Genomic DNA, 14,543 nt, shown 5'->3' with positions numbered 1-14,543 from the left:
AAACAACTAATAGCAATAAAAAACTAAAAAATCAAATGCGATGTGCCATTTTAGTGCCAGCAGTATTGAGAAATCTAAACTTCAAAACCACAGTTACGGGTAGTCCGATTTATATATTGGTCTACCTTTTTTGCACCCATTTTTAGTTCTATATTTTTCACTACTGGCAATCCATTTGATCAAGATGGAGGTAATCTACTTGCAAACAGCAACCCGTAAAGTTTCTGTCTGGTTAACTTTGCTGACCTTGTTCACTTCAATTTTTATGGCCCCAATCACAAGTGCTTTTGCTGCTGACATGACCAATATCAAAGTTGGTGACTGGGTATCAACTTGGCATCTCAGTCTACTGAATGGTCTCCATTGGACCGACACCGGTATTTATAAAAAAGTCGTTGATGGACAAATCACTTTCTGTGTCGAGCATGGGATCGATATTGAAAACTCCGGTTCTGGTTGGACACCAACTGATTATTCGGCGGCCGAGAAAGACAAACTAGCCGAAATTGCCTATTTTGCTTATCAACAAAACCCAACTGACGCCAATTATGGTCTAGCACAAATTATGATCTGGGAAGCCTTAGGTAATGAACTGTTAACTACCGACTATCCAGATTATCAAAATAAAAAAGCAACTGTGATGACAAAAGTTGCAGCGTTCAATACCAAGCCATCGTTCAATGGTCAAAATATTACCTTAAACGTTGGTGATTCAATCACTTTAACCGACACTAACGGTACTTTGGCTTCATATATTGAACAAACTGCTAATACCGCTAATTTGAACATCACAAAATCTGGCAATAAATTGACTTTGACTGCCACAGCTAACTCCAAAGAATCCGGTAAGGTTTCCTTTGCTAAGGCCAAAGCAGCTAATATTGGTACTTCCCTGCTTTATGGTAAAGGTAATCAACAGAAAATTGCTTATTTTAAACTGCCAAATGGAAATAACTTTGATCTAAACGTTAAAGTCAATCTCAATGGTAATTTGAAAGCTAAGAAAGTGGACGCAGATACCAATAAAGCCTTACCCGGAGCAAAACTTAAATTTGAGTACGGCGGACAAATCAAAGAAGTCACTACTGGCGCTGATGGTTACGCCGCTTTAAACGACATCAAGGCCGGTACACAAGTCAAAGTCTCTGAAGTAACGGCACCCAATGGTTACGTCAATAAAGGTGAAATCAAAACCGCTACGATCGCACCTAATCAAACAATCGAAGTTGTTCTCGGTAATAAGGAGCAGCTCGGTAACGTCAACCTGACTAAGATTGGCCGCCAATTTGGCACCAATATGTTTAACAAATACTATTCATTAAATGGCGCCATGTATGGCATCTATTCAATCGATGGTAAAAAAGTTGGAACGATCACTACCGATAGTACTGGTAAGGGTGCGCTACAAAATCTAAAACTCGGTAACTACTACGCCGTTGAAGAAAAAGCTCCGGCCGGTTATATCCTTAACAACGAGAAAGTACCATTTGAATTGAAATATGCTGGTCAAAATGTTGCGGTCACTGCTACCTCGGTTAAAGCGACCGATGATGAACAATTCGGCACAGCCACTTTGATCAAGGAAGATGCTAAAACTGGTAAAACACCCCAAGGCGCGGCTTCACTTGATGGTGCCATTTATGAATTGCATCGAACTTCAAATGATGAACTAATTGATACCGTTACGATTAAAAATAATCAAGCGAGTGTCGCCAATTTAAAGTTGGACGACTACTACTGGATCGAAAAAACAGCGCCAACTGGCTACATTAAAGATACAGAAAAACATGCATTCAAACTGGCCTACGCTGGACAAAATGCGAAAACAGCCACCGTATCAACAACCGTTAAAGAACAAGTCATTACTGGTGGCTTCGACTTAATCAAGATTGGTAACTATGATTGGCACACCGCACTTTCTAGCCATTTAACTGGTAAAGAAAATAAGTCTAATCCACTGGCTAATGTTGAGTTTACAGTCACTAGTAACACAACGAATAAAGTCGTCACAACGGGTACAACCGATAAAGAAGGTTATCTCAAATTTACTGATCTTCCTTATGACACTTATACCGTGACGGAAACAAAAACACCAGAAGGCTATAAAACCGCCGATCCATTCAAAGTCACGATTCATCAACAAAACGAGACCCATCATTATTCAGTCGTTAATAATGTATTAGAAGAACGTTTGAAAGTGGTCAAAGCTGATGTCGAATCTGGTAAAACAATTCCACGAGCTAACGCCGGTTTTAAAATCAAATCATTACAAACTGGTAAATATGTTTCCATGCCTAATCTCAATCATGACGGGACAACTGATACTTTTATGACTAATGAAGAGGGCTACTTGATCACAACTGAAGCCCTTCCCTACGGTCAATATGAATTGATTGAGACACAAGCACCATTAGGCTATGTCCTTGCCAAAGACCCGGCTAAATTTTCGATCACTGGCAAAGATAGTAATGGTATTGTGACCGTCAAGTTCACGGATAAATCACAAAAAGGTATTGTCACTTTGAATAAGACTGGTGCCACGCCGGTTGAGGTGACTAAACAGTCAACTAAGTACGGTGAACAATATGGTTTTAACTATGATTACACCCCACTGGCCGGCGCCAAGTTTGAATTTACTGCCCGTGAAAATATCACCACCGCTGATGGTACTGTTCATGCCAAAAAAGGTGACGTTGTCGCCGCTGTTACGACTGACGCTAACGGACAAATCAAAACCCCACAACTTTATCTCGGTAAATATTCAGTTAAAGAAGTTGCTGCACCAAATGGCTTCATTCTTAATACCAAACCGATTGATTTTGAATTAAAATACGATGGTCAAAATGTTGAAGTCACCTCAACTTCTCTCAAAGCGACTAACGATTTTCAGAAATTAAACGTGGTGGTTAACAAGCAAGCTGAACAAATCAAGAGTTGGGACAAGAACAAACCCACGATTGAAAACAAGGCCGCTAATGGTCAAGTTTTCGGCCTGTTCAGTAAAGCTGGCTACACCAATGGTGACATCAAGGTTCCAACAAAAGCCTTAGTCGCAACTGCAACCGTCAAAGATGGTAAAGCAACCTTTGCTGACATTCAATTGCCTGAAGGTAGCTACTATGTACAAGAACTGGATGCCAGTAAAGCTTACCAGCTTGATGACCAAACTTATGATTTTGAATTTAAGGCAACTGACAACACAGCTACTAAAAGTTTCACGATCAATGATGATAAGGACGCCCCAATTCTAAATAAATTACACTTCAACGAATTTACCTTTAATAAAATTAATGAAACCGCCAAGTTAGTTGAAGATAAAGGTTATCAATTCACTTTTGATGGCAACGCCAAAGGTGCAGTGTTTGAATTACTGGATAAGGACAAGAAAGTTATTCAGACCGCTACGATTGATAACAAATCAATTGGTGCCTTTAAAAACGTACCGGTTGGCACCTTCTATTTACGGGAAAAGACCCCTTCCGCAACCAATCTTGTTTTGACTAAGGACTTAACTAAAATTGTTTCAACCAAAGCGGGCATCACTGCCTACAATGCTAAAGGTCAATTAATTAGTCAGGATAAAAATCAAGCAGTTGAAAAAGCAACAACCGAGACTAAGACCACTTCTGAATCGCTATCAATTAGTTTTACACTACAAAATAGTTTAATCAAAGGTACTGGTGAATTAACCAAGACTGATGTCAGCGATGGTAAAGTCCTGCCAAACACTGGTATTAAAGTTCTCGATCAAGATGGCAAAACCGTCGTATCCGGTCGAACCAACGACAAGGGTATCTTCAGTTTTGCCAACCTGCCTGCTGGCAAATACCAATTTGTGGAGTATGACGCACCAAAAGGTTACAAGATCAATGAAACACCTGTCGATTTTGAGATCACTAAAGATGGTGAAATCGTCAAAGCACAAATGAAAGATGAAGCGGTCGATACGTCACTAATTCACCTACCACAAACTGGTGAAGAACGTAATCAATGGCTAAGTATCGCTGGTGGAATTATCTTGATCATTCTCGCCTTTATTTTAGGCCGTGTATCAGGTCAGCGTAAGCGTGATCGGTACGAATACGATGATGGAGAAGATGACGAATGATTTTTGTTTCTTCTATTAATATGTATCTCTCAAAGGAACCAAATGTTTTAATAACTGGTGCCATTGTACTCAATCATGCAGTAATCATTAAAAACGTCAAATTGATTCATGGTACTCGGCATCTATTTCTCAAATTTCCTGAAACTGCTCAAGAACGTGTCGTTTATCCTCTATCCACTGAACTCTATCAATATCTACTTCAACAAATAATTGAATACTACAACCACTATAAGTCAGAACTCAAAAGTGAGTCTGGCTTTTAAAATACGCAAAATTCGAAAGCGAGGAATTCCCCATGGAATTAGATTACATTATCCCCAAAGTACGCGAAACATTTGGTCGGCTTGAATTTGGCAAAATGATCGAAGAAATTCGTGAACCATCTCGTAACAATAATGGCCGCGTTGCATCACGAAGATTTAGCGTTTTTTCAGATATCCAAAAGGCTGATAACATTGAAATCATTCTACCAGCCGCTGCCGGAGTGAAAGCCAGTATCAAACAAGATTCACCGATTGATTTAGTTAATCCGCGCGTAATTGCCGTTGGCTATCGTGTGGAAAATCAGTCATTCGTCAAATACGAATGCTACGCCGATGATATCGTCAAAAAAGATTTAGCCAAATAGGGAAGGTAGGAATTAATATGCGCTTAGCAAAAGGTATTGCACTCGATTCAATCAAAACATTTGGAGCCTTAAAATTCTCGGCAATGCGTCGTGAACGTTTTATCAACGATGATGAAGGTAATCAGACCACTGAGATTTCTGAACGTACTTTTGATTTAAAGAGCTTTGAGAAGGGAAAAATGATTCAAGTTTCGATTCCGGCAACGGCTGGTGAAAAGAAGTTTGATTATAATCAGCTAGTTGAAATGGTGAACCCAGTGATCGATACTGTTGCTTCTTATGAGTTTGGTGCTGGCATGTCAGTTGCATGGTATCTTAAAGCTGACGATCTTATCCCAGTCAACCACAACAAAATTCAGGAAAAGCCAACTAATGAAAAGAAATAACTTCATGAAACAGAAAATTCGGTCTCCTACCAACTACTGGTAGGTATTAATAAATCAAGCCGAAATATAGTAAAGTCATATTGAGAGTTGCGAATCACTTACCTGACCTATATACTATGAATACAATAAATTATAGTATATAAAGTGGTTCTTAATAACAAATGGATACTTTAGCCCAACTGGAACATGACTACCCAACATTCATTTACAAAACTGCTCAACAATATGGCCTATCTAAAGATAAAATTCATGAGTTATCGATCGAGGGTACCATTGAAAAAATTGATCGTGGTATCTATATTTTCCCGGGCTACTTACTCGATGAATTTAGCTTGATCAGTCAGAAGTTCTCGCGTGGTGTTTTCTCGTTAGTCAGTGCTTTGATCATTCATAATTTGACTGATGAAATGCCGCTTCATTACGATCTGACCTTTCCCAAAGGATATCATCCAAGCGCTGCATCATTGAAAAAGTACCATATTAAGGCGCGCTATCTATCGAAAAAGGCGCTATTTATTCGGTATCAAAACCGGCCAAACCGAAAATGGTGGCACGGTTCAAGTTTATTCTATAGAACGAACCTTATTAGATATTTGGAAATCAAAACAAATTCAACCCTACATCAAAAATGATGTGCTTAAGCGATATCTGACAAGTTCACCTGATACAGGTAGACTCAAAAATTTAACTGAAGTCAAGGACGAATTATACCCAAACAGTACCTTGCTTGAGGTAATGGAATTTTACTGTCAATAAGTAAGCCTAATAATTACAAAACTTAATATCAATACTCTTTAAGTCAAGGCAAAAAGTCTTGGCCTTTTATTATGGACGGAGGTTATTTATGAAAGTACTGACAGTCTTTAACGAAATCGGCTTTATGGATGACTTTGTCGCTGTCATTAAGGACGGCACACCTAGCAACGCCGAAGATAAATTAGAAACAGCACGAACTATTGCTATCGAGTGTCCCGATTCCAACTTTGGTTTGACCGCTTTACCTGAAATGACCAAAGATGGTGTCGCAAAGGAATTCACTTTTAGCACCGCACAGTCAGATGAAGGTGCCATCATGACCTATCTGGGTATGACTGATGGTGCCTGATTCAATCAACAAAAGGTAGGTGAAAAAATTGCGCGAACTCTTTCAATATCGCGGAACTAAAATTCATCCGCGTGATCAAAACTTAATCTTGCAGACTATTTTAGGCTCAGCCCTACTACTTTGGTTTCCACCGATCATTCTGCTTTACTGGCCGGTGCTCAGTCATATTAATATTAAGACTATTTCATGGCCGCTGATTCGACAACTGCCTTGGTCGTATCAAGGACTGATCATTAGCTTAGCCGCAACATTATTTTGCTTAATTCTTGTTGTGTTTTTAGTCATGTACAAGTTTCCTGATTATTATCGCAAATTAGTCCATCGCCAAAAGATCGCCAGGATGTTTATGACTAACAACTGGTACGAAAAGAATACGCAACAATCAGGTGGTTTCTTCAAAGATTTAGATACAGGTAAAACCAAGGAACGAATTGCTCACTTTCCCCGCGTCTATTATCGTTTAAAAGATGGCTTAATTCATGTTCAAGTTGAAATCATGATGTCATCATACCAGGAACAGTTACTCCACCTTGAACCAAAATTAGAATCTGGACTTTATTGCGAAATGGTCGATAAAATTCTGCATGATTCCTATGTTGAATATACGTTACTCTATGACACAATCGCTCATCGGCTTTCAATTGATCAAGTTGTCTGTAAAGACGGCGCCATCAAATTAATGGAAAGCGTCTATTGGGAATACAATGCTTTACCACATATGCTAATTGCTGGCGGTACCGGTGGTGGTAAAACGTATTTCATTCTAACTTTGATTGAAGCCTTGAGTAAAACCAATGCCAAACTGACTATTCTCGATCCTAAAAATGCCGATTTAGCTGACCTAGAGGAAGTGCTTCCTGATGTTTATTATGATCCGGATGATATGTTGGCTGCACTGAGCCGCTTCTATGATGAAATGCGCCAACGCAACATGGAAATGAAAAAAATGGACGGTTACCAAACTGGTCAAAACTACTCCGCACTTGGTTTACCTGCCCATTTTTTGATTTTTGACGAATACGTTGCCTTTATGGATATGATTGGTCGTGATGCCATGACTGCCATTAATAAGCTTAAACAAATTGCCCTGCTTGGCCGTCAATCAGGTTTCTTTTTGATTTTAGCTTGCCAGCACCCAGATGCTAAATACCTTGGTGATGGCATTCGTGATCAGTTTATGTTTCGTGTTGCACTTGGTCGCATGTCAGAGATTGGCTACACCATGATGTATGGTCAAACCAATAAGGACTTCTTTCTAAAACCAATCAAGGGCCGTGGCTATGTTGATACCGGTTTAAGTGTCATTAGCGAATTTTACACACCATTGGTTCCAAAGCATTACGACTTTATCGAAGCAATCGGTCATGCCTATCAAGCATCGCATCAACCTAGCTAGCCCACAATAATAAAGCTAAAGAAGGTCCCCCCATGCAAAATGTTCAATCGATCATTGATATTTATTCTTTTATGATTGGCGATAAGGAGGAGGATGCCTTGCCGTAATCACCTGCATCTACTTTTAATTCGAACGGAATTTTAAATGCATTTCCTGACAGTAATGTTGTTCCTGCCGGAAGACTGGGTAATCTATTAACTAGTGCATCTGTTGCAGATGGAACGTTTTTTCGAATAAAATCTAAGTCAGCCGCATTCTGTATTCTGTGAATAAAAAATGCACCCGTTTGTGATAAAACAATTTTTGAGAGCTCACTTGGTATTTGACTAATGACACACAAGTATATATTAAACTTTCTTCCTTCACGGGCAATCTGTTCAAAAATAGTAGATTCTCCGGTGTTATCGCTAAGTTTCACGTATCTATGTGCTTCATCAAGATATAGATAATTAAATGGCATTTCATTTCGTTTTGTTCTATCAAAGCATAAATTGAAATCAAATACCGACCTTGCCAAATAATTAGATACAAGACGAAGTGCATCATCATCAAAACCAGTTAAATCAAGAACAAAAAATTTAGAGTTGCTAATTTCATCATTTTCCTTGTCAGATTTTTTACTTGACAGTGTTTTCTTCAAAGTCAATGTATCTCCGTGATCGATATTTAACAGCCCGTCTGTTCCGCCATATCTTGATTTCAGGCTTCTAAACCGTGCCATCATTGTTTCGGAATTTATTCTTGATCGCCTGTTTCCTTGGACCTCTTCTTCGCCAAAAACTATTTCAAATGACTCTTCTAGATCATCTAATGTCGTGCTACTATCTGAATAATAATGTATTACATCATTAATCGATCTGACTTCAGGTGATGCACTCGCAAGTATTTCATCGAATTTATTTAAAAGTTGTTTTTCATTTTTTATTTCAGAATATTTCTGTATCCACTGCTCTAACAATTGTTGAGAGTCTATATCAGTTTTATCTATAATTTTATTAAACCATTTTGAAACTGATCTTTTTAAAAATACAAAAGATTCTTGAGTAATATCCGCGACCGCCATTTTCGCTAGAATTGCATATATCAATTTTTTTCCATTTTGATTTACACGTGCCACTTGAAGCGCACGATTTAATATGGGACGTTGAGTCTTTTCACTTGGCAGTAATGCAGCCTCCCAATCTTGAGTCTTAAGTTTTGCTAATGGTAAATGGTGTGCTTTAACATCGATATGTTTAGCAAAACTCAATTCGCTGTAATCACCATGTACGTCAAAAATAAAGAACTTAGCAAGTGAAGTCAGTCTTTCACTTACACCATTTAGTCTATCAATGAATGCTCTTAACGTAGTAGATTTACCTGAACCTGTATTACCAAGTATGGCAATATGTGAGGTTAAAAGCGCAGATAAATCAAGTTTTGGTGAAACGTTATTGTAATTACTAACGGACCCAAGACTTACCAAATGATCGCCTGCACTTGAAAAAATAATCTTTAACAAGCTGTCGCTCATTTCAAAAACAGTGTCATCAATCATTGGAAAAAATGAAGATCCTGCAATAAATTTGCTGTTTTGCAAAACGCCCATTGGTTCAGCAGAAAAAATCACTGACTCTCTAGTATCGGCATATCCTGTATCAACGCTTTTTTCATAACCGACCCTTCTTGCCCTAGTAATACGATATAAAACGATAGTGTCCCATCTAGCTTTACAATATACAAAATCATTAATTCCCCTGATACTTTGCAAGTTACCATCTGTCAGCCTAGTCTCCAAATCTGACCCAGTTGCCGTGAATTCTATATAGTTATTTGTAACAAATTCAACTGTTCCCACTGGCCATTCATTTGTCATCTTTATCACCCTCTGAATCTTCATCATCTGGTAATTCAAACGGATCCTTGAATGCCAGTAAATCAACTAGAGTTGAAAAGTAATGTCCATATTGATTACCATCGTTATTTGTTACAAACGTTGCCTTAGCATTACTACCCACATAGTTCATGAATTTCTGTGTATTGTCCTCTTGATCATTGACAAAGGCAATCATTTCGAAATCTGATCGACTCAAAGCCTGTTTAAGTAATTCATTAATATGCTCATCTCCAAAACCAAAGCCGTTAATAATTAAGAGTGAATTTGGATTTAATAATTGGACAGACAATTCTCTAAATAAATCGCTATATGGTGCTCCCTGACTGTCGGCATATTTGGAAGATGTGGGCGCAATGACTTCTGGCAATTTTTTCCCGCTACTAGTTTTAGTGTTCCAATTTGTTGTTTTTAAGATATGAGCGTTATCCTTTTCCCAATTAATTGACCCATGTAACTTGTAAACACGGAAAAAGGGCTTAACAACAGACCATCGATCCTTAAAACGATGGGCAATATCCACCGGTCGATGGTTGAATTCTGCAATATTAAACTCTGGCCGGAGTTTTGGTCGAAATCCATCTGTGTACAAATAATCCAACTGATCTAATGCATATTCAATAAACAAGTCATAATTTGTTGTGAATAGATTTACCGTATCAACTTGAGAGTTACTTCTCTCTCGTAACTTTGCAACTCTTCGGATAAACTGTTCATAGTTCTGAACAACATCGGAAGCGTCCCGTTGTGGATTCTGAGACTTGCGATTTTCTTCTTTTAGTCTTTCACTGTTTTTATCTACTGCCGAATTAAATCCTTGTGTGATTGAGCTGACTAATGCGTCGATTAAATTTTTTTGTACTTCTTTCTCATTTTTTAACTCATCTTTTGATAAGCCAAGTATCCTACTGCCTAACCAAGATAAGAACTTTTCAATGTCATTTTTATTATCTTCTCCACATTCTTTTTCATAGCGCTGAATTAATTCAGTTATTTCATCGTTTGATTTATTCTCTATCTTATAATTATCAAAAGTGGTACTCATTAAATCAATAGCTGGTTTCGAAGAACCAGAACCTATTAAAAAATTGATATTAATGTCTGCTGATAATTTAGGTTGAAGATACTCTTTCAAACCATCAAAAGTTACTGGTGTCGACGGTCTTCCAAGGCCACCCTGAATAATTTTAAATACTTGATGTGATGATTCGCTTTTTTCTGTTTTAACATCATTTTGAACACTTTTCGCCACCTCAATCACTCCTAATTAAATCATTATATAGTTAACCATTATTATACACCTATAAGGGCCTTCAACAATCACTTACAAAGGCTATGCCCGCCGCGCGGCAACGCAAAAAGCGCGAGCGGGCTGCGGCCGGCGCTAGCCGGTCGCTCAACTCCCAGTATCTAACAGGGGGGTAGAAATAGACAATTCGACGTCGCAAAAACATGTATCAACCGTGATTATATCAACAATTAAATACGATCTTGCAAAAGCAACTTTGACCTAAAAAAGTTGCTTTTTATTTTGCCTAAAAAAGGAAGTGGATCAATGACATGGGCTGATAACGTTAAGGCTAAGCGCAAAGCGCTGGAACTTACTCAAGCTCAGTTAGCCGAAAAAATTGGTATTACGCGCCAACATTTACAACGCGTGGAATCAGGCAAACAAAACGCCAGTGTTTCCCTACAGGAAGAAATTGATTTGACCCTTGATAACTGGATCAACGAAACGGAATTGGATCTTAATATCGACTATGTCCGGATTCGTTTCCCCACACATGACGTAGATTGGGTACTACAGAATTTTCTTTATTTGAATAAAGATTACATGCTCTTTGATGACTGGGGTTTCTACGGTTATGAAGCACACTACACCTTCTCCAACATTCAGGTCATGATTGCCCCGACAAACGACAAGTTAGGTGTTCTACTCGAATTGAAAGGACAAGGCTGCCGTGAATTTGAAGGTATTTTACTAGCTCATAACCAAACGTGGTTTGATTTCTTCCGCAAATGTTACGAAGCTAAGGCCATCTTTAAAAGAATTGACTTAGCCGTCAATGATCGTGTTGGCATGTTAAATATTCCAGAATTAATTGTTAAATGTCAACACAATGAATGTGTCTCCGTTATGCGCCGCTTTCAAGGCTTGAACTCCGGTGCTATGACTGATGATGGCATCAACGGTGAAGGCGCCACGCTCTATATCGGGTCCATGAAAAGTGATATCTACTTTTGTATTTATGAAAAGTCTGCTGAACAAATTTTTCGCTATGGTGAAGAATTCGCAGATACTAGCATCAAGAATCGTTTTGAAATTCGATTGAAAAATGATCGGGCTACCGTTGCGATTGAAGATTTACTCAGTTATCGCAATGTTGAACGTACTGCTTTTGGTATTATCACCCGTTATGTTCGCTTCGTAGACCCTGGTAAAGGTGAAGAACGCTCCAATTGGCCGACTAATCAAACTTGGGCGGCCTTTTGTGGTAAGGGACGGCAGCCCTTGCGGCTTACACTAAAACCTGAACCATTCGACCTACGCAAAACCCGCGGTTGGATCAAAAAGCAAGTCGCTCCAATGTTAAAAGTACTGCTAAAAATTGATGGCTATGAAGGTAACAATCAAACGATGACCATGATCAAAAGTGCTGAACTCCAGCAGAAACATCTAAAACTACTTGAACAACACACCGTCACTAAAGATAACGTGATCGGTGATTATTTCACAAAGGAGGAAACTGATTGAATACCAACTTACCCCTTGTCAGTCTATCTACTGACCAAAAAGAATATGTGTTAAATGTTTATCGCTATCGTAACCATATTGTTGGCGTGATCGAGCACACTAATTTATTACAACTCTTTGAGCTCACCGAATTTGTCAAACCTGCTAATTATATTGCTTGGCGTTTTCGTTTGTATTGGCCGTCACCTTTATTAGATGTTCACGGTATACCGTTAAACGATAAATGTTTACTCAAAAAAATAACCGCCATTAGCGTCCAATATCGTATTCCGCTTTACGGTCAATATCAAACAAACAATCGAGATCAGCATGAATAGTCCCCTAGCAACCTTGATCACTGAGCATAAGGATTGGGTCTTTAATGCTTATGACTATCATGGTCAAATTATCGGTCTGGTGGAAGATACAAACTATCTACAACTTCCCGAAATGACCCAGTACTTCTCCACACCGGTCGATTACTTTGATTGGCGTTTTTCAATTCATCGGCCAACGCCAATGCTTAACGTTTACGGTAAACCCTGTTACAACGATGAATATCTGAATTTCTTATTTAGTGTCAGTGCCAAAACTGGCTTATCCCTATTAAATCAGCGTTTTTAGATTAACAACTACTACTGAATGGTCGCGTTATACCCTGACAAAAATAATGCAATTTAAAAGGAGCAAGTACTGAAATAATTTACCGGCGGTGTAACTAATATTTTACTCGATATCATTTACAACCAGGACTGTCTAATTGGCATGGGCCACCTACCTGATGAATCAATTGATATGATTCTTTGTGATCTACCCTACGGCACAACTGCTAATACTTGGGATTCAATCATTCCATTTGACCAACTTTGGCCGCACTATTTACGTTTGATCAAACCTAATGACGCAATTGTTCTGACTGGCAATCAACGCTTTAGCTTCCAGCTCTACAACTCTCAACCTGAACTATTTCGTTACAAGTGGGGCTGGGTCAAAAGTAATGTCACTAATTTTATTAACGCACATCATCGACCCATGTCACGGTATGAAGAAGTGCTTGTATTTTCAAAAGCGCCAGTGGCTAATTCTGATAATACCATGTTCTATTACCCACAAGGCCTGATACCCATGAACAAAACCATCACTAATGCGCAAACTAAAGGCTTTGGTAACCAAGTACACCCATGGGCAGCGCCAGAACAATATGTTCAAGAAAATCAAAACTATCCGAATGATATTTTACGGTTCAAAGCTGATAAAAATATTTGGCACCCAACCAGAAGCCAGTAGCACTGTTTGAATACCTGATCAACACCTACACGTTACCCGGACAAGTTGTTTTAAATAATTGCATGGGTTCCGCCACAACCGCCATCGCCTGTATTAATACTGACCGACACTAGGTTGGTTACGAACTTGATTCAAATTATTATCAAAAATCTTTAGCTCGGATCAAGCAACATCACTCGTCACAAACCTCACTTTGGTAAATTTAGAAAGGAATTGATAATAAATGAACTTCGGACAAAATCTCTTCAACTGGTTCACCAGCAATGCCCAGTCTTTAGTGCTGATGGCAATTGCCGTGATCGGTGTTTTCTTAGGCTTTAAACGTGAATTTTCTAAACTGATCGGCTTTCTGATCATTGCATTGATCGCTGTGGGGCTGGTATTTAATACCGCCGGCGTTAAAGATGTGCTATTGAACTTATTCAATCGTGTTGTTGGTGCCTAATTACTGCAAGAAAAGAGGTAGCTAAATGGAAACGGTACGCGTTTTTATCGTCAACTTAGGTTATTACAATCAAGGCAAGACCACAGGTAAATGGTTCACCCCACCGTTATACCCTGATGCCATTGCCGAACAGCTGGAATTGAAAAATGACAGTGAAGAGTACGCGATCCATGATTACGAAGCACCTTTTGAAATTGATCGCTTTGATTCAATAGACGAGATCAATCGTAAGTATGCTGCTTTAGAACGGCTTGAAGAATATGATTTTGGTGCTGACGTTAGTGCCTTGATTGGCGAATGGTTCCGTGATATTGAAGAACTAGCTGAAAACGCTGAGGATATCGTTATCTATAAGGGTGTTTCAGATATGGCCGAGCTAGCTCAAGATGCTGTGGAATCTGGTGCAATTTTCGGTGACCTTCCAGATCAAGTCATCGCTTACCTCGACTTTGAAGCACTGGGTCGCGATATAGAAATTGAAGGTAATTACTTGGTTACCAACAGCGCTATTTATGAATACGCAAACTAAGATTCTTCCCGGGGACTGGTCTAGCAAATGGATCAGTCCTCTTTACCCCAAT

The 14,543-nt window shown here is 38.9% G+C and carries 16 protein-coding genes; 14 read left to right on the top strand and 2 right to left on the bottom strand.

Features of this window, described 5'->3' with window-relative positions; genetic code table 11:
- The first annotated feature begins 199 nt into the window (after positions 1-199).
- The 7 genes from PI20285_RS02095 (at position 200) to PI20285_RS02065 (ending at position 7,623) form a co-directional block, all read left to right on the top strand.
- On the top strand, positions 200-4,108 hold the full coding sequence (locus PI20285_RS02095; RefSeq protein WP_082623202.1) for a SpaA isopeptide-forming pilin-related protein: 3,909 nt from the start codon (positions 200-202) through the stop codon (positions 4,106-4,108).
- A 20-nt stretch (positions 4,109-4,128) separates the two neighbouring features.
- The gene (locus PI20285_RS02090; protein WP_236698808.1) at positions 4,129-4,371 is read left to right on the top strand and encodes a hypothetical protein; all 243 of its coding nucleotides are present in this window, start codon (positions 4,129-4,131) and stop codon (positions 4,369-4,371) included.
- 32 nt (positions 4,372-4,403) lie between these two features.
- Positions 4,404-4,736: a DUF961 family protein gene (locus PI20285_RS02085; RefSeq protein ID WP_057771715.1), complete on the top strand. Its 333-nt coding sequence runs from the start codon at positions 4,404-4,406 to the stop codon at positions 4,734-4,736.
- A 17-nt stretch (positions 4,737-4,753) separates the two neighbouring features.
- Complete coding sequence (locus tag PI20285_RS02080; protein ID WP_057771713.1) at positions 4,754-5,122, top strand: YdcP family protein; 369 nt, start codon at positions 4,754-4,756, stop codon at positions 5,120-5,122.
- A gap of 161 nt (positions 5,123-5,283) precedes the next feature.
- Complete coding sequence (locus tag PI20285_RS02075) at positions 5,284-5,754, top strand: type IV toxin-antitoxin system AbiEi family antitoxin domain-containing protein (RefSeq protein ID WP_236698807.1); 471 nt, start codon at positions 5,284-5,286, stop codon at positions 5,752-5,754.
- 212 nt (positions 5,755-5,966) lie between these two features.
- Positions 5,967-6,227 (top strand): hypothetical protein, encoded by a 261-nt coding sequence (locus tag PI20285_RS02070; protein ID WP_057771710.1) that lies wholly within the window; start codon positions 5,967-5,969, stop codon positions 6,225-6,227.
- Between the two features lie 28 nt (positions 6,228-6,255).
- Complete coding sequence (locus tag PI20285_RS02065) at positions 6,256-7,623, top strand: FtsK/SpoIIIE domain-containing protein (RefSeq protein ID WP_057771708.1); 1,368 nt, start codon at positions 6,256-6,258, stop codon at positions 7,621-7,623.
- Between the two features lie 61 nt (positions 7,624-7,684).
- Here PI20285_RS02065 and PI20285_RS02060 read toward each other — a convergent pair whose 3' ends face one another.
- Together PI20285_RS02060 and PI20285_RS02055 are read right to left on the bottom strand one after the other, a co-directional pair.
- The gene (locus PI20285_RS02060; protein ID WP_057771706.1) at positions 7,685-9,478 is read right to left on the bottom strand and encodes an ATP-binding protein; all 1,794 of its coding nucleotides are present in this window, start codon (positions 9,476-9,478) and stop codon (positions 7,685-7,687) included.
- Entirely contained in the window at positions 9,468-10,748 is a 1,281-nt protein-coding gene (locus tag PI20285_RS02055) for an SIR2 family protein (RefSeq protein WP_057771705.1), read from the bottom strand. The genes PI20285_RS02060 and PI20285_RS02055 overlap by 11 nt, the downstream gene beginning before the upstream one ends.
- Positions 10,749-11,051: 303 nt before the next feature.
- Here PI20285_RS02055 and PI20285_RS02050 point away from each other — a divergent pair, with 303 nt between their 5' ends.
- The 7 genes from PI20285_RS02050 to PI20285_RS02025 all read left to right on the top strand — a co-directional run bounded on the left by PI20285_RS02050 (position 11,052) and on the right by PI20285_RS02025 (position 14,491).
- On the top strand, positions 11,052-12,251 hold the full coding sequence (locus tag PI20285_RS02050; RefSeq protein WP_057771704.1) for a replication initiation factor domain-containing protein: 1,200 nt from the start codon (positions 11,052-11,054) through the stop codon (positions 12,249-12,251).
- Complete coding sequence (locus PI20285_RS02045) at positions 12,248-12,568, top strand: hypothetical protein (protein ID WP_057771703.1); 321 nt, start codon at positions 12,248-12,250, stop codon at positions 12,566-12,568. The genes PI20285_RS02050 and PI20285_RS02045 overlap by 4 nt, the downstream gene beginning before the upstream one ends.
- On the top strand, positions 12,561-12,854 hold the full coding sequence (locus PI20285_RS02040) for a hypothetical protein (RefSeq protein WP_057771702.1): 294 nt from the start codon (positions 12,561-12,563) through the stop codon (positions 12,852-12,854). Before PI20285_RS02045 ends, PI20285_RS02040 begins: the two co-directional genes overlap by 8 nt.
- 141 nt (positions 12,855-12,995) lie before the next feature.
- A complete protein-coding gene (locus tag PI20285_RS02035; RefSeq protein ID WP_236698806.1) occupies positions 12,996-13,517 on the top strand; it encodes a site-specific DNA-methyltransferase in 522 nt (173 codons plus the stop codon).
- Positions 13,493-13,630 (top strand): DNA methyltransferase, encoded by a 138-nt coding sequence (locus PI20285_RS11815; protein ID WP_236698805.1) that lies wholly within the window; start codon positions 13,493-13,495, stop codon positions 13,628-13,630. The genes PI20285_RS02035 and PI20285_RS11815 overlap by 25 nt, the downstream gene beginning before the upstream one ends.
- A 110-nt stretch (positions 13,631-13,740) precedes the next feature.
- A complete protein-coding gene (locus tag PI20285_RS02030; protein WP_003678268.1) occupies positions 13,741-13,962 on the top strand; it encodes a hypothetical protein in 222 nt (73 codons plus the stop codon).
- A gap of 25 nt (positions 13,963-13,987) precedes the next feature.
- Positions 13,988-14,491 (top strand): antirestriction protein ArdA, encoded by a 504-nt coding sequence (locus tag PI20285_RS02025; protein ID WP_010581070.1) that lies wholly within the window; start codon positions 13,988-13,990, stop codon positions 14,489-14,491.
- Positions 14,492-14,543: the final 52 nt, after the last annotated feature.

It is taken from the genome of Pediococcus inopinatus (assembly GCF_002982135.1).
Classification (GTDB): domain Bacteria; phylum Bacillota; class Bacilli; order Lactobacillales; family Lactobacillaceae; genus Pediococcus; species Pediococcus inopinatus.
This window is presented reverse-complemented; position numbering and strand designations above follow the sequence as displayed.